The organism is Candidatus Krumholzibacteriia bacterium (assembly GCA_035268685.1).
Classification (GTDB): Bacteria; Krumholzibacteriota; Krumholzibacteriia; order JAJRXK01; family JAJRXK01; genus JAJRXK01.
The window spans coordinates 17,144-40,731 of the sequence record DATFKK010000190.1; the positions used below are offsets into that span (position 1 = coordinate 17,144).

General features: G+C 69.8%; 20 protein-coding genes. 13 read left to right on the forward strand and 7 right to left on the reverse strand.

Features of this window, described 5'->3' with window-relative positions:
* The first annotated feature begins 113 nt into the window (after positions 1-113).
* Positions 114-1,424, forward strand: coding sequence for a transcription termination factor Rho (rho, locus tag VKA86_18280; GenBank protein ID HKK73156.1), 1,311 nt, complete (start codon positions 114-116; stop codon positions 1,422-1,424).
* A gap of 90 nt (positions 1,425-1,514) precedes the next feature.
* On the opposite strand, the gene VKA86_18285 is transcribed toward rho, so the two are convergent.
* Positions 1,515-2,315: a DUF4397 domain-containing protein gene (locus VKA86_18285; GenBank protein HKK73157.1), complete on the reverse strand. Its 801-nt coding sequence runs from the start codon at positions 2,313-2,315 to the stop codon at positions 1,515-1,517.
* A gap of 127 nt (positions 2,316-2,442) precedes the next feature.
* A complete protein-coding gene (locus tag VKA86_18290; GenBank protein ID HKK73158.1) occupies positions 2,443-2,796 on the reverse strand; it encodes a nuclear transport factor 2 family protein in 354 nt (117 codons plus the stop codon).
* A 242-nt stretch (positions 2,797-3,038) separates the two neighbouring features.
* Here VKA86_18290 and rpmE point away from each other — a divergent pair, with 242 nt between their 5' ends.
* The 4 genes from rpmE (at position 3,039) to murA (ending at position 6,699) form a co-directional block, all read left to right on the forward strand.
* On the forward strand, positions 3,039-3,266 hold the full coding sequence (rpmE, locus tag VKA86_18295) for a 50S ribosomal protein L31 (GenBank protein HKK73159.1): 228 nt from the start codon (positions 3,039-3,041) through the stop codon (positions 3,264-3,266).
* A 98-nt stretch (positions 3,267-3,364) separates the two neighbouring features.
* Positions 3,365-4,426: a peptide chain release factor 1 gene (gene prfA / locus VKA86_18300; GenBank protein HKK73160.1), complete on the forward strand. Its 1,062-nt coding sequence runs from the start codon at positions 3,365-3,367 to the stop codon at positions 4,424-4,426.
* A 32-nt stretch (positions 4,427-4,458) separates the two neighbouring features.
* The gene (gene prmC, locus VKA86_18305; GenBank protein ID HKK73161.1) at positions 4,459-5,289 is read left to right on the forward strand and encodes a peptide chain release factor N(5)-glutamine methyltransferase; all 831 of its coding nucleotides are present in this window, start codon (positions 4,459-4,461) and stop codon (positions 5,287-5,289) included.
* A gap of 144 nt (positions 5,290-5,433) precedes the next feature.
* Positions 5,434-6,699: a UDP-N-acetylglucosamine 1-carboxyvinyltransferase gene (gene murA, locus VKA86_18310; GenBank protein HKK73162.1), complete on the forward strand. Its 1,266-nt coding sequence runs from the start codon at positions 5,434-5,436 to the stop codon at positions 6,697-6,699.
* A 134-nt stretch (positions 6,700-6,833) separates the two neighbouring features.
* Here the strand turns inward: murA and VKA86_18315 are convergent, their stop codons facing one another.
* The gene (locus VKA86_18315) at positions 6,834-7,304 is read right to left on the reverse strand and encodes an HNH endonuclease signature motif containing protein (protein HKK73163.1); all 471 of its coding nucleotides are present in this window, start codon (positions 7,302-7,304) and stop codon (positions 6,834-6,836) included.
* 1,275 nt (positions 7,305-8,579) lie between these two features.
* On the opposite strand from VKA86_18315, the gene selB reads away from it, so the two are divergent.
* Both selB and VKA86_18325 read left to right on the forward strand, forming a co-directional pair.
* Positions 8,580-10,481 carry a selenocysteine-specific translation elongation factor gene (gene selB, locus VKA86_18320; protein HKK73164.1) on the forward strand — a complete coding sequence of 634 codons (1,902 nt, stop codon included), beginning with the start codon at positions 8,580-8,582 and terminating at the stop codon, positions 10,479-10,481.
* 120 nt (positions 10,482-10,601) lie between these two features.
* Positions 10,602-12,254 (forward strand): FapA family protein, encoded by a 1,653-nt coding sequence (locus VKA86_18325; protein HKK73165.1) that lies wholly within the window; start codon positions 10,602-10,604, stop codon positions 12,252-12,254.
* On the opposite strand, the gene VKA86_18330 is transcribed toward VKA86_18325, so the two are convergent.
* The gene (locus VKA86_18330) at positions 12,251-13,639 is read right to left on the reverse strand and encodes an NFACT RNA binding domain-containing protein (GenBank protein HKK73166.1); all 1,389 of its coding nucleotides are present in this window, start codon (positions 13,637-13,639) and stop codon (positions 12,251-12,253) included. The two genes, VKA86_18325 and VKA86_18330, sit on opposite strands and share 4 nt — an antisense overlap.
* Positions 13,640-13,792: 153 nt before the next feature.
* Here VKA86_18330 and VKA86_18335 point away from each other — a divergent pair, with 153 nt between their 5' ends.
* From VKA86_18335 to dnaB, 6 genes are all read left to right on the forward strand, one after another.
* Entirely contained in the window at positions 13,793-14,665 is an 873-nt protein-coding gene (locus tag VKA86_18335; protein HKK73167.1) for a YicC/YloC family endoribonuclease, read from the forward strand.
* Positions 14,666-14,669: 4 nt separating this feature from the next.
* Positions 14,670-15,275 carry a guanylate kinase gene (gene gmk, locus VKA86_18340; protein ID HKK73168.1) on the forward strand — a complete coding sequence of 202 codons (606 nt, stop codon included), beginning with the start codon at positions 14,670-14,672 and terminating at the stop codon, positions 15,273-15,275.
* Between the two features lie 106 nt (positions 15,276-15,381).
* Positions 15,382-15,675, forward strand: coding sequence for a hypothetical protein (locus VKA86_18345; protein ID HKK73169.1), 294 nt, complete (start codon positions 15,382-15,384; stop codon positions 15,673-15,675).
* 1 nt (position 15,676) lies between these two features.
* Complete coding sequence (gene coaBC / locus VKA86_18350; protein ID HKK73170.1) at positions 15,677-16,930, forward strand: bifunctional phosphopantothenoylcysteine decarboxylase/phosphopantothenate--cysteine ligase CoaBC; 1,254 nt, start codon at positions 15,677-15,679, stop codon at positions 16,928-16,930.
* A gap of 12 nt (positions 16,931-16,942) precedes the next feature.
* The gene (locus tag VKA86_18355; protein HKK73171.1) at positions 16,943-17,785 is read left to right on the forward strand and encodes a uracil-DNA glycosylase; all 843 of its coding nucleotides are present in this window, start codon (positions 16,943-16,945) and stop codon (positions 17,783-17,785) included.
* A gap of 149 nt (positions 17,786-17,934) precedes the next feature.
* Positions 17,935-19,338: a replicative DNA helicase gene (gene dnaB, locus VKA86_18360; GenBank protein HKK73172.1), complete on the forward strand. Its 1,404-nt coding sequence runs from the start codon at positions 17,935-17,937 to the stop codon at positions 19,336-19,338.
* Between the two features lie 121 nt (positions 19,339-19,459).
* Here the strand turns inward: dnaB and VKA86_18365 are convergent, their stop codons facing one another.
* From VKA86_18365 to VKA86_18375, 3 genes are all read right to left on the reverse strand, one after another.
* Positions 19,460-20,257 (reverse strand): 3'(2'),5'-bisphosphate nucleotidase CysQ, encoded by a 798-nt coding sequence (locus VKA86_18365; protein ID HKK73173.1) that lies wholly within the window; start codon positions 20,255-20,257, stop codon positions 19,460-19,462.
* Entirely contained in the window at positions 20,254-20,646 is a 393-nt protein-coding gene (locus VKA86_18370) for an STAS domain-containing protein (GenBank protein ID HKK73174.1), read from the reverse strand. Before VKA86_18370 ends, VKA86_18365 begins: the two co-directional genes overlap by 4 nt.
* Before the next feature lie 80 nt (positions 20,647-20,726).
* Positions 20,727-23,480 (reverse strand): gamma-glutamyltransferase, encoded by a 2,754-nt coding sequence (locus tag VKA86_18375; GenBank protein ID HKK73175.1) that lies wholly within the window; start codon positions 23,478-23,480, stop codon positions 20,727-20,729.
* Between the last annotated feature and the right edge of the window lie 108 nt (positions 23,481-23,588).

Here is a 23,588-nt window from a genome sequence, read left to right on the forward strand (position 1 = left end):
ACGAGGGTCTCGCGTCCCCGACCACCGCGGTCGAGGGCGAAGAGGACAGCTCTGCCGTCGGGGGGAAGGGCGACGAGTCCGGCCGGGCCGAGTCCGGGCCGCGGCCCGAGAGCCTGAACCTCGCGTCGCTGAAACAGAAGACCATCAGCGAACTGCTCGAGATCGCCGAGGAGTACGAACTCGAAGGGGTCGCCCACCTGCGCAAGCAGGAGCTGATCTTCCGTCTGCTCGAGGCCCAGGCCGAGCGCGACGGGCTGATCTTCGCCGAGGGCGTCCTGCAGGTGCTGGCCGAGGGCTACGGATTTCTTCGCAGCCCCGACTACAACTACCTGCCCGGTCCCGACGACATCTACCTGTCGCCCAGCCAGATCAAGAAGTTCGATCTGCGCACCGGCGACACGATCAGCGGCCAGGTGCGTCCGCCCAAGGACGGCGAGCGCTACTTCGCCCTGCTGAAGGTCGAGGCGGTCAACTACGAGAACCCCGACGTCAGCAAGCAGATGCCGCTGTTCGACAATCTGACCCCACTCTACCCCGAGGAGCGGTTGTACCTGAGCCAACCGAGCCCCGAGGGCGTGGTCGACGAGGACGTCCCCGAACTCGCGCAGCTGCACGGCAACATGATCGCCGACGACCTGTCGATGCGCGTGATCGACCTGATGTGTCCGATCGGCAAGGGACAGCGTGGCCTGATCGTGGCGCCGCCACGCACGGGGAAGACGGTCCTGCTGCAGAAGCTGGCCAACGCCATCGCCAAGCACCATCCCGAGGTGACCCTGATCGTGCTGCTCATCGACGAGCGGCCCGAGGAGGTTACCGACATGCAGCGGACGGTGAAGGGCGAAGTCGTGAGCTCGACCTTCGACGAACCGGCCGAGCGTCACGTGCAGGTGGCCAGCATGGTCATCAAGAAGGCCAAGCGCCTGGTCGAGCACGGCCGCGACGTGGTCATCCTGCTCGACTCGATCACCCGTCTCGCGCGGGCCCACAACACGGTGGTGCCGCACTCGGGCAAGATCCTGTCGGGTGGTGTGGACGCCAACGCCCTGCAGCGTCCCAAGCGCTTCTTCGGGGCGGCGCGCAACGTCGAGGAGGGCGGTTCGCTCACGATCATCGCCACCGCGCTGATCGAGACCGGCAGTCGCATGGACGAGGTGATCTTCGAGGAGTTCAAGGGCACGGGGAACATGGAGTTGGTGCTCGACCGCAAACTGAGCGACAAGCGCGTGTTCCCGTCCATGGAGATCTTCAAGTCGGGCACGCGCAAGGAAGAGCTGCTGACCGACGAGAAGGAACTCAACAAGATCTGGATCCTGCGGAAGTTCCTGAACGACCGGTCGCCGCAGGAGGCCATGGAGTTCATGCTCGACAAGCTGGCCAAGACCGAGTCGAACACGCAGTTCCTCGAGTCGATGAACGCCTGACCGTCGCCGGATTCCGACCGGAACGACACGAGGCCGTGGGTTCGCACCCACGGCCTCGCTCGTCTCCACCGTACGTCTTCCGTGGAACGATCAGTTACCGTAGCCGGCCTTCAGTCCACCGAAACTCGACGCTTCGGTGTCGACGATGTCGGTCGGCGGCAGCTGGAGGACCGTCCCGTCGGGCAGGGCCGCGAAGACCCCGAACGCCGGGGACGCGCCGAGGAACCCACTGGCGAAGACCACGGCAGCTCCGCCACCGAGCGTCGACAGGTCGGCGGTGAAGCTACCGGCCACGGCGGCCGGATCGCCGGCCACCGTCACATCCACGATGTAGCTGTCGGCCGGGACGTCCACGTAGTCCGGACTGAACTGCTCGAAGCTCACACCCTCGAAGAGGGGGCCGACGTCCCGTGCGAGCACGTCGACCGCCGGGGCGTCCGGCGCACCGTGGTGCAGCAACAGCCCCACCTCGCCGGCGTTCGCCGTGGTACGCCACCCCTCGAAGGGAATCAGTGTGAAGCCCGTGTCGATGCCATCGGGGTTCGACGGCAGCGAGCCGTCGAGCACGCCGGTGGCCATGACCACGTAGCTCTCGCCCGCGGTCAGCGTGAACGGGAAGGTCCCGATGATGTCGGCGACTTCGGAGCCGGGACCGGGCGCGATGCCGATCTCGATCTCCTGTCCGGCCGGCAACTCGACCACACCGGCTGTCCGGAAGGCGAATCCCGGGACGGCGATCGCGCCGTCGAGATAGACGTCGACCACCTCGGCCGCCGGATCCGGCGAGTTGTGGATGACGAGGACGTCCGCCGTCTGCGCCGCCGCTGGCCCGGCCGCGACCACGAACGCCGTGATCAGGAAGAAGGACAGGAAGCGCTTTCCGTTGGTCATGTCGGTCTCCGGAAAAGGGGGTGGGGTCAACGGAAGCCACTCCAGCGCGGGAGTGTGAGCTCCCATACCAGGTCGCTTCGTGCCTCCACGGGTCCGTGGATGCAGTCGGCGTACGCCGGATTCCGGACTAGCCGGCCGGGTAGTAGAAGCGCTCCCGGACGATCTTCCCGTTCTTCCACTCCTGCACCGCGACCTGCTCGACGTGGATCTCCTTGCCGTTCACGTCGACCCAGTCCATGACGTTCTCGTAGGCGGCGCAGCTCTCGCCGGTGCAGACGTTCTTCGCCTCGAAGCCCCGGAATTCCTTCACCGAGTCCACGAAGGCCTGCTCCCGCTCCAGGTTCGCGGCGAGACCCACGGTGGCGCCGTAGGCGGGCTCCTCCATGACGACCTCGTCGTCGTAGAACTCGTGCATGGCCTCGAGAATGCGGCCCGCCTGGACGTATTCGAGCAGCTCGTGGATCCGGACGTCGGTGCTCATGGTCGGCCTTTCCGGTATTATGGGTGTGTGAACATGTGTTGTTCAAACAATAGTAATTCGAGCCGATGCGCAAGGCGGGCGCCGGTCCGAGGCGACTCGGCCGCCGTCGCGTGGCGGACGGGCACCTTCCGTGGTACCCTCTCCAGTCGCGCCTTCGGGGCGCACCGCTGCCGGGTCGTCTGGAAGCGAGGGCAGTCCGGCCCTCCGGATCACACGGCCTCACCAATCCCAGGGCGGTCGAGATGAAGCAGGGAATCCACCCCGAGTACGTGGACACCAAGATCACGTGCCTGTGCGGCCACGAGATCGAGACGCGCAGCACCGCAGGTCCCGCGATCCACGTCGAGGTCTGCTCGAACTGCCACCCCTTCTACACGGGTCAGCAGAAGATCGTGGACACCGCCGGTCGCGTGGAGCGCTTCCGTCAGCGCTACAAGGGTGCGTCGTACAAGAAGGAAAAGAAGGGCTAGGCCCTCCCGGGGGCAGAGGCCGCCGCGATCCCGACCGTCGGGCGTCGACCGGCGGTCGCGCCGTCGTTGCCCCTCGGCCCATGGACCGAAGGACCACCGTGCGTGAGATCCTCGAACAGAAGCTGAGCCGGCTGGCCGAGGTCGAGCAGTTGCTCGGCGATCCGGAGCTGGTGCACGACCAGAAGCGTTTCCGCGAGGTCAACGTCGAGTACAAACACCTGCGCGAGATCGCTGCGCTGGCGCGGCCGTACCTCGAGGCTCTCGACGAACTCGAGAGCGTCCGTGAGCTCGCGAGCGGTGACGATGCCGAGATGGCCGAACTGGCCGAGGCAGAGATCGAGGAGCTCGAGGTATCGATTCCCTCCATGGAATCGAAGCTCCAGGAACTGCTCCTGCCGCGCGATCCCGACGACTCGCGCGACGCGATCGTCGAGATCCGGGCCGGCGCCGGCGGTGACGAGGCGGCCTTGTTCGCCTCCGACATCGCGCGCATGTACCAACGCTTCGCCGAGCGCCACCACTGGAAGATGGAGCTCATGGAGATGAGCGAGTCGGCCAGTGGGGGCTTCAAGGAGGCCATCTTCTCGCTCAAGGGCGACGGGGCCTACGGCCGTCTCCGTCACGAGAGCGGTGTCCACCGCGTGCAGCGCGTGCCGGCCACCGAGTCGCAGGGTCGGATCCACACCTCCACGTGCACCGTGGCCGTCCTGCCCGAAGCCGAGGCCGTCGAGGTCGAGATCGACGAGAACGACCTCCGGATCGATGTCTACCGCTCCAGCGGGCCGGGCGGGCAGAGCGTGAACACGACCGACAGCGCGGTGCGGATCACACACGTGCCCACCGGGCTCGTCGTGGCGATCCAGGACGAGAAGTCCCAGCACAAGAACCGGGCGAAGGCCCTGCGGGTGCTGCGCTCGCGCCTGTACGAACAGGCCAAGCGCGAGCAGATGGAGGCCGAGTCGGCCGAGCGTCGATCGCAGGTCGGTACCGGCGACCGGAGCGAGAAGATCCGCACCTACAACTTCCCGCAGAGCCGCATCACCGACCACCGCATCGGCTACACGGCCCACAACCTGGGCGACCTGCTCGATGGCGACCTCGACGCCCTGCTCGATGCCCTCGCCGAGCGGCAACGCGAGCAGCTGATGCAGGCCGAATGACCATGGCGGGCTCGGAGCCCCTGTGGACTCCCATGCCGTTGATCCGGGTCACGGCGGAGTTCTTCACCGACAAGGGCATCGACTCTGCCCGCCTCGACGCCGAGCTGCTCCTGGCCCACGTGCTCGGTTGCACACGTCTGCAACTGTACCTGGACTCCGACCGCCCGATCGTGCCCGACGAGCTGAACCGTTATCGGGAACTCGTGAAGCGGCGTGGCCGACGCGAGCCACTGCAGCTGTTGATCGGCCACGTCGAAATCCTCGAGCACGAGTTCCTGGTGCGCCCGGGAGTCTTCATCCCGCGTCCGGAGACCGAGGTGTTGATCGAGGTCTGCCGCGGTCTGGACCTGCCCGAGTCGCCCACGATCGTCGAGGTCGGAGTGGGGACGGGGTGTGTCGGGCTGTCGCTGATGATGCATTTCGCCGGGGCGTCGTTGATCGGCTTCGACGTGAATCCGAGAGCGATCGAGTTGACGGGTGTCAATGCCGAGCGGCTCGGCCTGCGCTCGCGGGTCGAACTCCGCGAAGGCGACGCCCTGGAGCCGGGCCTGCCCTCGTGCGATCTTCTCGTGTCGAATCCGCCCTACGTGCCCGGGCCCGTGGTGGAGTCGCTCCAGCCCGAGGTGCGTGACCACGATCCGCCCGAGGCCCTCGACGGCGGTCCCGGCGGCCTCGACTTCCTGCGACGTCTCGTCCCCCTGGCTGCGCGTGCGGTGCGTCCCGGAGGCTGGATCGCACTGGAGCACGGCGACGAGCAGGGCGCAGCGGTGGTCGCGCTGGTGTCGCAGTCCGGTTTCGGTGATGTGGAGGTCGTGTCGGATCTCGCCGAACGGGACCGGGTGACGGTGGGTCGGCTCGCCTGAGCCCGTCGACCGCCGGTCCGGGATCGGTGGGCGGTCGGCGCGCGCTGGGCGCGCCACGATCGGCTCCCCTCTGGACGTCACCGGCCCGATCGCCTAGAAACGAACCCGTCCCACCCGCCTCGGTGCCCAACCCCGGAGCCCACCGTGGACCGCTTCCACATCGAAGGCCCCTGTACGCTTTCCGGCACCGTGCGTGTCGGTGGGGCCAAGAACGCCGTCCTGCCACTCATGGCCGCGACCCTGCTCACGCAGGGAGTGAGCCGCATCCACAACGTCCCGCAGTTGAGGGATTCACGCACCATGGCCCGCGTGCTCGAGACCATGGGCGCGACGGTACGCTTCGAGGACCACGAGCTGGTCGTCGACACCACCGACGCCCGCGGAATCGACGCGCCCTACGACCTGGTCAAGACGATGCGCGCGTCGATCTACGTGCTCGGTCCGACGCTGGCGCGCCACGGCGAGGCCAAGGTCTCGTTGCCCGGCGGCTGCGCGTGGGGCCCGCGCCCGGTGAACCTGCATCTCAGGGGCATGGAGGCCCTCGGCGCGACCATCGACCTCGAGGGTGGCTACATCCACGCGAAGGCCGACCGCCTGCGCGGTGCCGACATCTCCTTCGAGATCAGCAGCGTGGGCGCCACCGCGAACGTGTTGATGGCCGCGGTGCTGGCCGAGGGCCGCACCGTGCTCGACAACGCCGCGCGCGAGCCCGAGGTCACGCAGCTCGCGCAGGCCCTCGTCGCCGCCGGCGCGAAGATCGACGGCATCGGCACGACCCGTCTCGAGGTGACCGGTGTCGAACACCTCGAGCCCCTGGACATCTCCGTGATCCCCGATCGCATCGAGGTGGGGACGTTCCTCGCTGCCGGCGCGATGCTGCACTCGAAGATCCGCGTGGAGGGCGTGCGCCCCGAGCACGTGGCCTCGACCGTCGATGCGCTCTCGATGACCGGCGCCCGCTTCGCCGTCCACGACGACGCCGTCGACGTCGACGGCAGCAGCGCACACCGCCCGCTGAACGCGGTCACCCGGCCCTTCCCCGGCTTCCCGACCGACATGCAGGCCCAGACCATGGCCGTGGCCTGTCTCATGGACGGCATCAGCGTGATCACCGACACCATCTATCCCGACCGCTTCACCCACGTGGCCGAACTGCAGCGTCTGGGCGCGAGCGTTCGTGTCGAGAACAACGCCGCGATCGTCCGCGGCGTCGAGCAGTTGAAGGGCGCTCCCGTCATGGCCACCGACCTGCGTGCTTCGGCCGCCCTGATCCTCGCCGGTCTCGCCGCCCATGGTACCACCGTCCTCGACCGCATCTACCACATCGACCGCGGCTACGAACGCATCGAGCAGAAACTCGGCGCCCTCGGCGCGAAGATCGAACGCGTCGAGGGCCCGGCCACGCCCTGAGCGGGTGACGGTGGCTCGTTCGACGCGTGGCGCGCCGCTGTGATCGGGCCGGGTGATCCCGATGGTCGGAGTCGTGTGGCGCCGTGCGCTTCGCCCCGGACGCGACGGCGTCCGAAGGTCACGCCCCACCCCGATCACGACGCACCGACCGGATCGGCCGCGACGTCCCCCGGGACCGCGTTCGCGATCGGTCGCGATCCAAAGGTCTGCTCCGCGCGCCGACGATTGTGCGCCCCGCACAGCACACGAAGGTTGTCGGGTTCGTGGGTTCCACCCAGGGCGAAGGGCCGGACGTGGTCGACCTGGAGGTCGTGGGTGGCGGTGCAGCGCGTGCCATCGGGCGCGACGTAGGTGCAACGGTGGCCGTCGCGGTCGAAGACCTGGTCGCGGGTGGCACGAGGGATGTGGCGGGTCGGATTCTGCGGCTTCGCGGGTTCGGCGTTCTTCCTCCGCGGTTTCGGCCCGTCGTGGTCCAGGTAGAAGTGGACCAGGGCGTTCAGCGCGTCCTCCATCGACATCGCCTGCGGCTTCGTCCGCGACAGCTTCGCGCGGGCGCGCTCGAAGGCAGCGTGGTCCTCGGCGGTGAGTGTGAACGAGAGGGCCATGCGGGATTCGACGGTGGGCTCGGGGGTCGTCGCAGGGGCCGAGGTCCTCGCTTCCGGAGCGGAACGGCCGGAGTCCGCACCGCGCGGCCGATCGCGTCCAGCGACTCTTGACGCAGGAGCACTCACGCCCGGTGCCACTTCCGTAGTGGAACCGCCGCCCGCTTGCGACGCGGAACTTCCACAGAACATCCCCACCTCGGCCGACGGCGCGGAACTCTTCTTCACCGCGACCGGCTTCACGCGTTCCGCTGGCTTCTCGACCGGCCGAACGCCAGCCACGATCGACTCGACCTCACGCGGCGAACGACCGTCGATCGACTGCAACAAAGCCGCGGGATCGGATGCCTCCTCCAACACCGGCGCCATCTTCGCAAGAGCGCTGAGACTCGTGCGATGATCGCGCAACATCTCGATCACCACGGGACACCGCACCGCACACCGCATCGCCGCGAACCGACGAGACGCCGCGGCCGGCGAGTACCGCAACCGCTCGACCAACAACTGGAACACCGATCGATACCCTGCATCGACGTGCGTCCGCGTGCGCTGGCACTCGACCAGGACCGAAATCAACGCCACCGTCGCCGCGTGTTCGGACCGACGCAACGACTCCAACCGCTCGATCACCTGCATGTCTTCGAACCTCCGGGGAGGCGGCTCGAAGGCATTGTACACCCTGTTTCGCGACGCCCTGACAGAGCCCAGGATGTACAGCGCGACATCGAGACGGCGGATCACTCCACCACGACGACCAACAACCACGACGGGGCGGATCAGCGCCCCAGGGGCCCGGTTCTACACACGACCCCACAACACCGAAATCCCGCCCACGAAAACCCTGTCAAGCCCCTCGCGAACAAAGCTGTGGATGCTTGTTGCGGAGTCGCGCTCCGGCGCGACCAGGCGGGCGACGCCGCGCACGTTCCACCGTTGCGACACGGAACATCCACAGTCTTCCCAGCACGACCCGGCGCCACAGCCCCTGCGACGCTCCCTGTTCCATCGCGGAACATCCCCAAACCCCCAACGCCCCAACTCCCAACCGCCATCCCCCAGCGCCACCGCCCCAACGCCCAACGCCCCGGCGCCACCACCCCAACGCCCACCGCCCCGGCGCCACCGCCCCGACTCCCACCACCCCATCCCCCATCCCCCGACCCCGCTCCAACCCCAAGCACCCTCGACGCCCGCACCCAACCCTCCTATCTTCGCGCCAAGGCCCACTCACCGACTCACCCACCCACCTGACCGCCCATCCCTCCGCCGCCACACGACATGACCACACCGCGCACGCTCATCCTCGGCACCGCCGGCCACGTCGATCACGGGAAGACCACCCTGATCGGCGCGCTCACGGGCACCGACACCGACCGGCTCGAGGAAGAACACCGCCGCGGGATCTCGATCGAACTCGGCTTCGCGCACCTCGATCTGGCCGACGATCTGCGCCTGGGGATCGTCGACGTGCCGGGTCACGAGCGTTTCGTGCGGCAGATGGTCTCGGGTGCGGGCGGGATGGATCTGGCCATGCTCCTGGTCGCTGCCGACGAAGGCGTCATGCCGCAGACACGCGAGCACTTCGACGTGCTGCGCATGCTGGGCGTGCCGGCGGGCCTGATCGTGCTCACGAAGATGGACATGGCCGATCCCGACCTCGCCGACGTGGTCGAGGAAGAGGTCAAGGAACTGGTCGAGGGCAGCTTCCTCGAGGGCGCGCCGATCGTGCGGGTGAGTGGACAGACGAAGGAGGGTGTGGACACGCTGCGTTCAACCCTCGAGGAGGTCGCGAGGGCAGCGCCGGTCCGCTCGCGTGCGGGGCACTTCCGGTTGCCGGTCGATCGCGTGTTCGTGCTGCGGGGGACGGGGGTCGTGGTCACGGGCACGGCGTGGTCGGGCACGGTCGAGCCGGGCGATACGCTGAAGCTCTTGCCGCAGGGCACCGACGTCCGCGTCCGCGACGTGCAGAGTCACGGTGCGACCGTCCCGCGCGCGGGTGCGGGCGAGCGCATCGCGTTGTCGGTGCACGGTGTGAAGAAGGAGGACCTCGAACGCGGTGACCAGCTCGTCACACCGGGGCCGTGGGCGGCGAGTACGATCGTCGGGGCGCGACTCACCGCGGTCGAGGATCCCGAGCTGGCAGCGCGCATGCGCCCGCGGGCGCGGGTGCACGTCCACCACGCCGCGCGGGGAGTGATCGGACGCATCGATCCGCTGGAGGGCGAGGGCCCGTTCGGGCCGGGGGATTCACGCTTGGTCCGGCTGCTCCTCGAGGAACCGATCATCGCGCGGCCGGGCGACCGACTCGTCGTGCGGACCTACTCCCCGATGATCACCGCCGCCGGCGGCGTGGTCCTCGATCCCCAGGGCCGCAAGGGGGAACGCCGTGCCCGGACCCTGGAACGACTCGAAGCCCTCGAGTCGGGCGGCGGGAACGCCTGGGCCTTCGTGGCCGAACCGGCCGCGTGGGGTCGTCCCGAGTCGGAGGTCCTCGACCGGCTGGCCATGTTGGGCCACGACCCCGCCGATGCGAAGGCGGCGATCGAGGCCGAGGTCGAGGCCGGTCGTCGACGCCGGGTCGCGGGACGCGTCGTCGACGCCGCTGCCTTCGACGGAGCCGCGGAGCGTGCCCTGGAGAGGCTCCGGGCCCATCAGGAGTCGGCGCCCATGACCGTGGGACTCCCGCGCGAGGAGTTGCGGCAGTTCCTCGGACACACCGGGAGCTCCCACGACTTCGCCCGTGTGCTCGCGGTGTGGGCCAGGGAACACCCCGTGTTCGTGCGCGGCGATCGTGTCCGTGCCGACACCGCGGAGCCGCCGCTCGACGAAGCCCAGCGCGAAGCCGTGGCCCACATGGAGTCGCGCGTCCAGCGGGCCGAGCCACTGTTCGAGGCCGCGCCGAAAGACCTCGAACAACCGGCCCTGCGCCTGCTGGTGGACTCGGGCCGCGTGATCCGGCTCGAGGGCCGCCTGCTCGTCCACCGCGATCGGCTCGACGAGCTCGCCCGTCGCGTGGGCGAACACTTCGAACACGAGGATGCGCTCGAGATCGGGCACGTGAAGGAATGGACCGGCGCCTCGCGCAAGTATGTCGTGCCGCTCATGGAGTGGCTCGACCGCGCCGAAGTCACACGCTTCGAGCGTGGCATGCGGCGGCGTGGACCGCGCTGTCCGGACTGACGGTCCGCCGGCGCGCGAGGACTCCTTCCCGAGGGTCCGTCCGGGATCGGGGCACAGCACCTGCATTCCGGACGAGGACCGCGCCACGGGTCGATTCCCGGCCCCCGCGCGGCGGAGACCATGACCTCGCGCGAAGACCTCCACGACCTCCCGGGTGGCGTCACCACCGACGACGCGGATCCGGCGCCCCTCGGCACGACGGAAGCTCCTTCCACCGACGGGGCAGGGCCTGCCGACGACGTGATCGACGCCACGGAGAAAGCCATCTCGACCGCCGCAGACCCGCCGGCCGCCGACCCGTCGATCCCCGACCCGTCGGCCGCCGCAGACCCGCCGGCCGCCACCGATCCCGAACCCGACCCTCTCGCCGACGGTCTCTCGGTCCAGATCTCCGAGGACCGGATGACGGCGACCCTGACGCTGCCTCCGCTCATGGGCGCGCCGACCCCCGACCCGTCGGCGATCGTGGAATACCTGCGCGACGAGCACCGTCTGGTCGACGTCGACAAGGACGCCGTGGACCAGGCCGTGATCGAGGCGACCGGTTCCGAGTCGAAGGCGACCGCGGTCGTCGTCGCGCGCGGCGCCGAGGCCGTTCCCGGCGAAGACGGGCGACTGGAGTGGCTGGGAGACTTCTTCGAGTCGCGCGCGCTCAAGATGCCCGACGGACGCGTGGACCACTACCACCACACGAAGGTCAGCGTGTGCGAGGGCCAGCCGATCCTGAAGATCCATCCGCCCAGCCGGGGCCAGCCCGGGACCGACGTGGTCGGCAACACCGTCAAGGCCCACCCGGGCTCCGAGGCCGAGATCGAACTCGACGAGACTGTCCGTCGCGACGAGCGCGATGCGTCCCTGGTGTGCGCAGCGCGTCCGGGCATGGTGGAGTTCTACCGCGGCAAGGTCCTCGTGAGCGAGGTGCTGATCGTCGACGAGGTGGACTTCTCCTCCGGCTCGATCGACTTCGAGGGCGCGGTGCAGGTGCGCAATTCCGTGGCGCCGAAGTTCACGGTGGCCGGCAGCGGGACCGTGATCATCGGTGGTCCCGTCGAGAACGCGCGCGTCGAGTCGAAGAAGAGCATCACCATCGACAAGGGCGTCATGGGCAAGGGCGACGCGGTGGTGACCTGCGCCGGCGACCTGTCGATCGGTTTCGCGCGGGAGACGGCGATCCACTGCGGTGGCCGGCTCGACGCGCGGCGCGAGCTGTTGTGGTGCGAGGGCGAGGTCCACGGCGACCTCATGGCCGAGACCGGACGCATCGTCGGAGGTCACTGGCGGGCCGGCGGACGCGTGGTGGCCGACGAGGTCGGATCGCGCGAAGAGGTCACCACGATCATCACGCTGGGCGAGGCGCCCGAGCAGAACCGCGCGCTCAAACTCCTGACCCGCGATCGCAAGAAGTACCAGGAGCAGCTCGTGGAGTTCCGCCGCAAGTACCTGCCCATGATCCAGGGAAGGCTCGGCCGGATCGGCGCGAAGGAACGCGAAGCCCTCGAGCAACGCCTCTTCCTGTACCAGCGTCAGGCCAGCCGCTCGCGCAAGCGCGAGTACGTGCTGCGCAAGAAGCTGAACATCCAGCGGCGGGCGTCGTTCCTCTGGGTGAAGACCATGATCTTCGCCAGCACGCGTCTGCGCATGAATGGCGGCAAGCACGTCCACGAGTTCAAGGAAGAGCAACCCGGACCGGTGTGCGTGCGCTACGACGCCGACACCCGCAGCGCGGTGATCGAGCACATCGGGCTGGAGGACTGCGCCTCGCGCTTCCGCTAGTCACCGTCGCGGCGTTCGCAGCCCGACGGGATCCCTGGTTCCACGAAGACGGTCTCGGCGCGGTCGGCGACGACCTCGCCGGGTGCCGCCTTGCGCGGCTTGCGGACGTGGCGGCGTTCGCACACCAGGACGGGAACCGTCGACGAGGTCTTCGCCCGGCTGTAGTGCGCGGCCACCTGCGCGACCCGGGCGATCAACCGCCGCGGCAGGTCACGGCCACCGCTGCGCAGGATCACGTGGCTGCCCGGGACGCCCTGGGCGTGCAGCCACAGGTCGCGGTTGTGGGCGTGATGCTTCAACAGTTCGTCGTTGTCGCGCGCGCTGCGCCCCACGCGCAACTCCCAGCCGTCGAGCTCGAAGCTCCAGTAGGGCAGCCGTTCCGCCGGGCGTTTCCCGCGTTCGCTCGCGGGTTTCGGTGCCTTCGGGACCGGGTCGAGTTCGTGGGCAGCGGCGAAGTCGAGCCACGCGTCGAGGTCGGCCCCGGCGTCGAGCTCTTCGAGCGCAGCGCGGCGTTCCACCAGCGTGGTCAGCTCGGTCCGCTGCTCGTGCAGCCGCCGCTCCACCTGTTCCAGTTTCCGCTCGGCGCGCGCGGCCCTCTTGTACCAACGATCCAGATTGGCTGCGGGCGGGCGCGAGGGATCGAGGACGAGGCGCACCGTCTCGCCGTCGAAGTCGGTGAGGTCGACGTGGTCACGGCCGGCGTCCACCCGATGGAGGTTCGCCGCGAGCAGATCGGCCCTCGCGCGGATGCCCTGGTCGCGGCGGGCGTCGTCGAGGTCGCCCTCGAGCTGCCATACGCGTCGTTGGGCGCGTTTCGCGGCCTGGTCGGTGCGCTGACGCAGGGTGCGGGCGGTCTGCTGGAGCAGGCGCGCCCGGAGCGTGGCTTCGCAGCGGTCGCGGTGTTCGTCCGGGTCGAAGTCGGAGTCGGGTCGGGGCGGCCGGGGACGCAGGGGACGGTCGTCCATGCGCCCCTGGCGCGCGAGGTCCTCGCCCGCCGCTCCGGTCAGCCAGATCCCGCCGGGCCGCGGGAAGAAGCGCACGTCGAGGTGCAGCGGTGGCGCCGGGCCGAGTTCGAGACGCAGGCCGTCGACCTGGCCGTCGTCGGTCTCGAGAACTTCGGCGCCCGTCAGCACCCGGTCGCCGAGATGGGCGGGGAAGGGACTGCGGGCGTGGCGGCCGAGCAGTTCGAGGAAGCGGCGGGGCAGAGGGCGATCGGTCAGCCAGGCCATTCGTTCACCGCCCTGGGCCACCATCCACACGAAGCGTCCGCCGATTCGGACCGACACCCACCCGGGTCCGCTGATCGCCCCTTCGACGCGGGCACCCGACAAGGTGTCGGTCAGCGCCTCGGCCAGACCGTCGAGCCATCGATGGGGAGGATCCACGCGCGTCTCCATGCGGCGAAGCTAGACGGCGGCCCGCTCGCGGGCAAGCCGCTGGCCCGCTCGTAGGCGAGCCGGCGACTTCCCCGCTTGCCGGCCGGGCCGGGCGGCTCCATCCTGGGGCCGGTCGATCGCGGACCCCTCCACGAGGTGACCATGAGGAGCATGACTGGAATCGGGCACGGGCGCGCCCACGACGGCACGAACGAACTGCGCGTGGAGATCCGGTCGGTGAACCACCGCTTCCTCGACGTGGTCATGCGCCTGCCCGACGCCTTCGCGTCGTTCGAGACCGAGATCCGCCAACGCCTGCAGGAGGTCGTCGACCGCGGGCGTCTCAGCGTGACCCTCGAGTTCGAGCAGACCACGCCGCAGCTCGAGGTGACCTTCCACGAGCCCTTCGTGAAGGCCTTCGTGGTCGAGGCCCGACGGATCGCCCGGGCACACGGAGTGCGCGACGACCTGAGCGTGAGCGATCTCGCCCAGATCGACCGCGCCTTCGTCGTGCGCGAGAAGGATCTGCCCGAAGAGATCCTGCGTCCGTTGCTCGACCGGGCCTTCGACCAGGCGCTCGACGACTACCAGACCATGCGCGCGGCCGAGGGCGCGAAGCTGCGCGACGATCTCAGCGCGCGCGTCGACCGCATCGAGCGGCACGTGCAGGCCGTGAGCGAACGCGCCCAGGAGGTCCCCGCAGAGTTGCGCCGTCGCCTCGAGGAACGCCTGGAACGCATGGGCGCCAAGGACCAGGTCGATCCCCAGCGTCTGGCCGCCGAGGTCGTGCTCCTGGTCGACAAGGCCACCGTCCACGAGGAACTGGAGCGCATGGAGAGCCACCTCTCGCAGTTCCGCGAGACCATCGCGGGCGAGGGGCCGACCGCCAAGCGCCTCGGTTTCCTGCTGCAGGAGATGCACCGTGAGGTGAACACCACCGGGAGCAAGAGCAGCGACCTGACCATCACCGACGCGGTCGTACGGATGAAGGAAGAGATCGAGAACATCCGCGAGCAGATCCAGAACCTGGAGTAGGCGCTTGGACCTCGGGACCTCTTTCCTGTTGCTCGTGACCGGGCCCTCCGGCGCCGGCAAGACCAGCCTGTACCGGGGCCTGCTGGCCGAGGACACGCGCCTCGGGTTCTCGGTGAGCTGCACCACGCGTCCGCCACGCCACGGGGAGGTCGACGGCCGCGACTACCATTTCGTCGCGCGCGACGAGTTCGAGCGCCGGCGCGAGGCGGGCGAATTCGTGGAGTGGGCCGAGGTGCACGGCCGTCTCTACGGCACGCTGATCTCCGAGCTCGAGGCCGTGGCCCGCGAGGGACGGATCCCCGTTCTCGACATCGATGTCCAGGGCGGCGTCGAGGTCATCGAACGCTTCGGCGACCTGTCCGTGTGCTCGGTCTTCGTGTTCCCACCGGATCTGGAGGTGCTCGAACAACGCCTGCGCGGACGCGGGACCGACGACGAGGCCACCGTCAGCCGCCGCCTGGCCAACGCTCGCGAGGAGATCCCTCGGGCGGAGCACTACCGCTACTGGGTCGTGAACGACGATCTGGAGCGCGCGCGCGACGATCTCCGCGCGATCCTGCGGGCCGAGCGACTGCGACGGGAGCGTCACGCGCGGCGGCCCGTCGACTGAGCCGCGCTTGCGGCGGCCGGCAGGGGGACCTACCTTCGATTCTTGCCGCGAACCGCGCGCCGCCCCCGCGGAGCGCTGTCCCACGATTCGACCAGGAGACGCGTGCATGACCTACATTCCCCGTCGTGAGGTGACCTCGCGGATCGCGAACAAGTACGAGGCGATCCGGGTGCTGGCCCTGGAGTGCCGCCGCCTGAACGACTCGATGCGGGCGCGCGAGGAGACCACCGACCTCAAGATCACCACCATGGCGGTCGACAAGCTGACCTCGCAGGGTATCGAGTACTACGACGCCCGCGAGCGCCGCGAGCAGGAGCGCTCCGAAGCCATGCTGTCCGATGCCGAGTCGATGCTCGGCGGCGCTGCCGAAGCGGTCGAGGGCGGCGGCGAAGAGGAGTGACGTGACCCCGACTCCGCACGACGTCGACACGACCCCGTCCGGGACCGGACGGGGTCGTCGTGTCCTGCTCCTGGTCACGGGTGGGATCGCCGCCTACAAGGCCTGCACCATCGTCCGTCGCCTGGTCGACGCCGGGTGTCACGTGCAGGTCGCCATGACGGCCAGCGCGCAGCGCTTCGTCACTCCGCTCACCTTCCAGGCGCTGAGTGGTCTTCCCGTCGGGACCTCGCTGTGGGGCGAGGGCGGAGAGGATCCCCTCGATCACATCCACTGGGCCCAGGACTGCGACCTGCTGCTCGTGGCGCCGGCCACGGCGAACTTCCTGGCGAAGATGGCGCACGGCCTGGCCGACGATCTCTGCAGCACGCTGGCCACCGCGAGCACGGCCCCGATCGTGGTCGCACCGGCGATGAACGACCAGATGTGGCGCAACCCGCCCAACCAGGAGAATCTCGAACGTCTGCGTGGCCGCGGCGTCGAGGTGATCGATCCCGGGAGCGGCTACCTGGCGTGCGGGACGGTGGCCGAGGGCCGCCTGGCCGAGCCCGAGGTCGTGGCCTCCCACGCGCTCGCCCGTCTCGCGCCCGGGCCCTTGTCCGGGCGCACCGTGCTGGTCACCGCGGGTGGCACGCGCGAACCCGTCGACGCGGTACGATGGATCGGCAACCACGCCAGCGGACGGACCGGCATCGCTCTGGCCGAGGCCGCCCGTGATCGCGGGGCACGGGTGGTCCTCCTGCTCGGACCCACCGAACTCCCGCCGCCGCAGGGCGTCGAGGTCGAGCGCTTCGTCACGGTCGACGATCTCGGAGAGCGCCTCGAGGCCCACGCGCCGTCCGCCGACGCGGTGATCATGAACGCTGCGGTCAGCGACTGGCGTGCGAAGGATCCCGCGTCGGCCAAGCTCAAGAAGGAGACCGGCACGCCCGAACTCCGGCTCGAGGCCACGCCCGATCTCCTCGCCGCGCTCGGCGCGTCGAAGCGCGGTGGCCAGGTGCTCGTGGGGTTCGCGCTCGAGACCGGCGACGATGCCGCGGTCGAGGAGCAGGTGCGTGGCAAACTCGGGCGCAAGAAGCTCGATCTGGTCTGCGGCAACCGCGCCGACGTCGAGGGCGAGGGATTCGGGGGCGACACGAATCGTCTGTTTCTCTACTCTGCCGACGGCGAGGGCCGGTGGACCGAGCGCGGTTCCAAGGCCGAGCTCGCGCGCGTCGTCGTCGACCGTGTGGCGCGTCTCCTCGATCCCACGACCTGAGTCGGAATCCCCATGAGCGATCCCCGCGACGACCTCCGCCGTTGGTTGGCGCAGCAGGCCGAGGCCGGCCACCAGCGTGTGTGGTTCGAGCCCCGTCCGGCGCCCGCGGTGCTGCGCACCGCCGCCGAGGCCGCGGACACGGCGGCGCAGGCCGTCCCGGCCGAGCCGTCGGGTCCTCCCGAGCCGCCCGCCCCCCTGCGTCCCGCCGCGCAGGTCGCGCCGCCCGATCCGGACGCTCGGGCGCGCAAGGCCGAAGCACTGGCCGCACTCGACCGGACACAGGTTTCGATCTGCACGAAGTGCGTGTTGCACTCGTCGCGGACCCGGACCGTGTTCGGCGTCGGCAATCCCGATGCGAACGTCGTGTTCGTGGGCGAGGCCCCCGGGCGTGACGAAGACCTGAAGGGCGAGCCCTTCGTCGGTCGCGCCGGACAGCTGTTGACGAAGATCCTCGCTGCCATCGGTTTCGAACGCGACGACGTCTACATCGCCAACGTTCTCAAGTGCCGTCCGCCGAACAACCGCGATCCCTTGCCCGACGAAGTCGGTCACTGCGAGCCCTACCTGCTGGCCCAGCTCGACGTCATCCAGCCGCGGGTGATCTGTGCGCTCGGCAAGCACGCCGCCCAGACGCTGCTGCGAACGACCAGCGCGCTGGGTCGCCTGCGCGGAACGGTGCACGACTACAACGGCATTCCGATGATCGTCACCTACCACCCGGCGGCGTTGTTGCGCAATTCCCAGTGGAAGCGGCCGACCTGGGAGGACGTGCAGAAGCTCCGTGCCCTGCACGACGAACTGGTCGCGGAGAGCGCCGGTAGGGCATCGCCAAGCGTCGATGGTGACAGTGCTTAGAGAAGTTATCCCCGAAATCCTCACCAGTCGGTCCCAACGTCGTCCCCCGTTTTGTCCGCGGCACCGTTGGCAGCGTGGATCCACGTGTGCGACGTTTCGGGGCGTCCGAACGTGGTTGCAGTCGTGAGGAGTCCGACGGGAGACGTCGATTGACCGAACCTCGCCTCCAAGTCCGAACCGAGCGTGGTCCTGGCCCCGGCCTGCCCACCGATCGGCCGGCTCCGCACTCGCTCGAAGCCGAACGAGCGGTGCTGAGCGCCTGCCTGCGAAGCCAGGACGCGATGGGCGAGGCCGCCGGACTCCTCACGGCGGCGGATTTCCACGCGCCGCGACACCGTGCGGTGTTCAAGTGCTGTGAAGGCCTCACCGCGCGTGGCGAACCCATCGACGCCGTCGCCGTGGCCGTCGAACTCGACAAGATGGGCGTGCTGGCCGAGTACGGCGGCCCGTCGTTCGTCGACGAACTGCTCGACGTGGGCAGCAGTCCCGCCAACGTCCTGTACCACGCGCGTGTGGTCAGCGAGCGCGCCCGGCTGCGGGAACTCATCCGCGTGAGCCACGAGGTCAGCCGCGAGGCCTACGACGTGGCGACTCCGGCCGACACCCTGCTCGACCGCGCCCAGCAGGAACTCTTCGAACTGTCCTCGAAGACCGAGGCGCGGTCGTTCCGCCCACTGAAGGAGCTCGCGGGCGAGACCTTCGAACACATCCAGAAGGCCTTCCAGAACAAGGACAAGATCACCGGCGTGCAGACCGGTTTCGCCGATCTCGACCGCATGACCGGCGGTCTCCAGCGCAGCGACCTGATCATCGTGGCCGGACGCCCGGCCATGGGCAAGACGAGCTTCGCGCTCAACCTCGCCTTCAACGCCGCGCACCAGTTCGACGCGCCGGTCGGCGTGTTCAGTCTGGAGATGAGCAGCGAGCAGCTGTGCATGCGGCTGATCTCGAGCGAGGGCCGCCTGGACAACCACGCCGTGCGCACGGGCAAGCTGCGCGAAACGGACTGGCCGCGCCTCACCCAGGCCCTGAGCAACCTGACGAACACATCGCTGTACATCGACGACACCTCGTCGATCTCGCTGCTCGAGCTGCGGAGCAAGGCACGTCGTATGGTGCAGTACCACGGCGTGAAGCTGCTGGTGGTCGACTACCTGCAGCTGATCAACGCGGGTTCGCGGATCGAGAACCGGCAGCAGGAGATCAGCACCATCAGCCGTTCGCTCAAAGGTCTGGCCAAGGACCTCGACGTGCCGGTGGTCGCGCTCAGTCAGTTGTCGCGCGCCGTCGAGAGTCGCACCGGCAACCGGCCCATGCTCAGTGACCTGCGCGAATCCGGAGCGATCGAGCAGGACGCCGATCTGGTCATGTTCGTCTACCGGCAGGAAGTCTACGAACCCGAGAACCCCGACGTCCAGAACATCGCCGAGCTCATCCTGGGCAAGCACCGCAACGGGTCGATCGGAACCGTGAAGTTGTTCTTCGACCGCCAGTACACGCGCTTCAGCAACCTGGCGGCCGATCCGTCTGCGCACGCTGGGGGAGAGGGGTAGGGTCGCCGCCCGCGCGGACCGGTACGAGCGAGGGGGAACGCCGCCCGGATCGACGACAGGGACCGTCGTGGGCCGACCTCCGCAAGACCGCGGACGGATCCGCGGTGCTCGTGCCGGGAGTTCAGACGCCGAGGCGTGTGCGGATGGTGTGCAGCCGCTGTGGTCCGGCCGCGACCAGCCCGGGGAAGAGCACGCTCTCACGATTGAAGCGTGGCGGCTGACCGTTCTTCAGCACGACGTCGCCGCCGGCCGCTCGCACCAGGGCCACGCCCGCGGCCACGTCCCACTCACTCTTCGGCACGAGCGTCCACGTGGCGTCGGTCTCGCCGGCTGCGACCATGGCGAACTTGAAGGCTACCGAGCCGGTCGGGGTGACCGTGAACTCGGCGTCGGTGAAGTCGTCCCACTCGCCGCGCTTCGTCTCGCTGCGGCTGGCCAGGACCTCGATCCCTTCCAGGCTGTCGCCATCGCGCACGTGGCACGGAGATCCCGCGCTCCAGCAGCCCTGACCCACGGCCCCGACCACGTGCAGTCCGCTCACGGGATTGAAGATCCCGCCGGCCACGGCTTCGCCGTCGATGGTCAGTCCGACGCTCACGCACCACTCGGGAATGCCCTGCACGAACTCCTTCGTGCCGTCGAGAGGGTCGACGATCCACACGCGGGAGTGGTCGAGGCGTGAGAGGTCGTCGGCCGTCTCCTCGCTGAGCCAGCCCTCGCCCTCGCGCAAGAGCTGTTCGCGCAGGACGGCGTCGACCGCCAGGTCGGCCTCCGTCACGGGGTCACCGCCCGCCTTGTGATCGACCCGTGCACCGTCGCCGGCGTAGCGGCTCAGGATGGGGCCGGCGGTGTTCAGGGCGCGGCGGATGCGGTCGAGGTCGTCGGGCAGGAGTCCGGAGACGGGATCGCTGGCGCTCAACCCGCCGACTCCTCGGCCCGGGTACCGTGGGCAGGGCCGTCGAAGGAGGCCACGGCGCGTCGGGGATCGGGATAGACGTCCCACATCGCGAGCAGACCGACGACCTTCAGGATGTCCTTCACCCGGTCGTTCACGCCGGCCAGGACCGCGCGTCCGCCAGCGTCCTCGATCTTGCGGCGCGCGCCCACGAGCAGGCCGATGCCGGTGCTGTTGATCCACGCCAACTCGGTCATGTCGAAGACGAAGTGGCGCCGGCCCTCCTCCAGCAGATTCTCGATCTGCGGGACGAAGAGCTGCTGGGAGAAGTCACCGGTCAGAGGCGTGAGCAGTTCGAGAATGGTCACGCTGTCGGTGGAGTGCTCGCTGATGCGCATGACGCGCTCCTGCATCGTTCGGATCGTCGATCGTGGTACCGGGTGGAGATTGTACCACGGCCGTCGGCCGCGGGGGACCACGGGTCGCAACGGGATCAGTCCACGGTGCGCGCCAGTCCTCGTTCCCGGGGATCGGCCACCGCCTGCAACGCGCCGTCGGCCGCGCGTTCGAGTCCGACGACCCTGGCCGTTCCGTCCGAGGGCTCGATCCGATACCCGAGGCGCTGGACGGCGCGGACCCATCCGGGCGGGACACGGTCGGACTCGAAGGTGACGGCGGAACCGGCGAGTCCGATCCGTGGCGCGGCGACGGCCCGGTCGAGGGGCCAGGCGTCGGCGAGGCGCCGGTGCAGGACCTGGGCGGCGGCGGCCGGGGCGTCGGCAGCGCCCGTGGCGGCGAGGGCCAGCCACACGTGGCCGTCGCGGGTGGTGATCCCCGGTGTCGACGCCGTGCGGATGGCGGCGCCGGGCCGGACACGGTCCGGGCGGGTGGGTGCCGACGTGGGGTCGGCGGCCGTGTCGAAGCGCAGCATGCCGTCGTTCAGTCCGACTCCGGTCCCCGGCGCGATCCAGGCGGCGCCGAAGCGACCGTTCAGTTCGAGGGTCATCGCGACCGCGTGGCCGGCGGCGTCGACGACGGCCAGGTGCGTCGCGCCGCGCTCCCGGCGCGGATCGGGTGCTTCGGTCCGGGGTGCCGGTCCGATGGTGCCGGCCCGGGGCAGGCGCCGCGTGAGCCGCGCCAGGTCGGAGTGCGACAGCAGTTCGCGCAACGGGACGGGCATCACCGATGGATCGCCGACGTGGTCGCGCGCCGCCGGTGTGACGAGCCGCAGCGCCTCGATCCAGGCGCGGGCGCGGTCGGCTCCGGCCGGGTCCGCGTGGTCGGCGCGCTGGGCGTCGAGCAGGGTCCAGGTCCAGGGCAGGACCAGGGCGGATTCGCCCGGGGGCGTCGCGGTGTGGAGCACGACGCGCCCGTCCCGGCTCAACGGCCAGCGAACGGCTTCGCGCTCCCGGACGCGATAGGCGCGCAGGTCCTCGATCGACCAGATTCCGCCGGCGCGTCGGACGTCGTCGACCACCGACCTTCCGATCCGGCCTCTCGACCAGACGCCGGCACCCTCGCGACCCAGCGCCAGCAGGGTCTCGGCCAGATCCGGGCGGACGAGTCGTTCCCCGGCCTGGACCAGGCGGCCGTCCGGCAGATAGGTCCTGCGCGTCGATTCGAAGGCCTGGAGACGGGCACGCTCGCCGGCCAGCGCACGCGCGGTGCCGGTACGCACGGCCGCGCCCCGTGCGGCCGCCTCGAGCGCCGGGCGGAGAAGGCTGGGCCAGGCCAGCGCACCGTACCGGTCGTGGATCCGTTGCAGTCCGGGCACGGTTCCCGGGATCGCCGCCGCGAGAGGCCCGCGTGATGCCGCCGCGGTCAGACCCTCGGCCTCGAGTTCGTCGAAGAAGAATTCGTGCGCGGCGAGCGGTGCGCGCAGTCCGAAGTCGAACGATCGCGTCGACATGTCACGCGCGTCGTGGACGACCGCGGATCCGCCACCCCCGAGTCCCGCGACGTCGGGACGGACCACGCACAGGGCGAAGGCCATGGCGACCGCGGCGTCGGCCGCGGTGCCCCCCTCGCGAAGGATCTCGATCCCGATGCGGGTCACCGCCGAGTCGGCGCTGACCGCCGCTCCGCCACGACCGAGCACGCGGTGGGCGCCACCGCCCCGGGTCCACGCCGAAGTCAGCACGGCGAAGGCGCGCTTGTCGCGCACCGAGGAGCTCCGCGCCCACCGCCGACGGAGGTCGGCATCGTCGCCGGTCGCGAGGTCGTAGGCGTGCCACAGGACGCCCCGGGTCCACCCCGTCGCCCCGGTCCGGTCGAGGGCGCGTAGCGTGCCGGCGATCGCGCGCGCCTGGTCGCGCTCGTCGGGCGGCGCGAAGCGGTCCGCCGGTCCCCGTACGACGCGCCAGGCCCGGTCGACCGACCGGTATCCGGCTGCGGTCAGCACCACGGGTCTGCGCCATCGTCGCGCGGTCTCGGCCAGCAGTTCGAGACGCGGCGCGAGGGCGCGGGCGATCTCGTCGACGGCCACGCTGTCCTCGTCGGTGGCCGACCACACCGACGGTCGGGGTCGGGGATCGGGATCGTCGTCGCCCGGACGTGAGACCGGCTCGTCGAGTTCGATCCCGATCAGGTCGAACTCGTCCCAGAAGTCGATCCGCTCGACCTCGTCGATCGAGCCCGCGCCGAGCGTGAGGAGACCGTCATAGCGAGCACGGACGGTCGCCACCAGACGGCGCCAGTCCGCCTCGCGGTGCGTGGTCGCGCTCAGGGCCGAGGGGAGCACGAGCAGATCGACCCCGACGTCGTCGGCCGTCGTCGCCCAACGGCTGCACCAGGCCCGGAGCCGGCCGAAGAACTTCGACCACGCCGCGTCGTCGTGCATGGCGACCCGGCCACGGGGGCCGCCGTCCAGGCGATCGACCCGAAGTCGGAGGACCAGCCGGAGCCCGAGTGCGTGGGCGCGGTCGACGGACCAGCGCAGACGTTCCACCTCGACGGAGCGAGGGGTCGCCGGTGTGTCGAGGAAGGGGCTGTCGGCGCGTGCGACGAGCGCGACCACGTCCACGGCCACGGCCGTCGCTCCGGCGCCGGCGATGCGCTCGAAGCCCTCGCTCGCGGCCGGGCCTCCCGGACTGCGCTCGGGTGGATCGTTCCAGCCCCGTTCCAGGATCACGCCGTCCAGGCGGGCGACGGTGGGGGAAGCGCCCACCGACCGGGGATCGGGTTCCCCCAGCGCGGATCCGGTGATCAGCAGGAGACCCGTCGCGACGAGGAGGATCAGGGTGGGCACGGGTCGACCTCGCCTCGGCGGGTGTCCGGGGAACGGAGTGTGATCGGGTGCGGACACGGCGGGTCGGCCGTCGAACGCGTACCGGTCGAGCGAGTTCCGGAGGTTGTC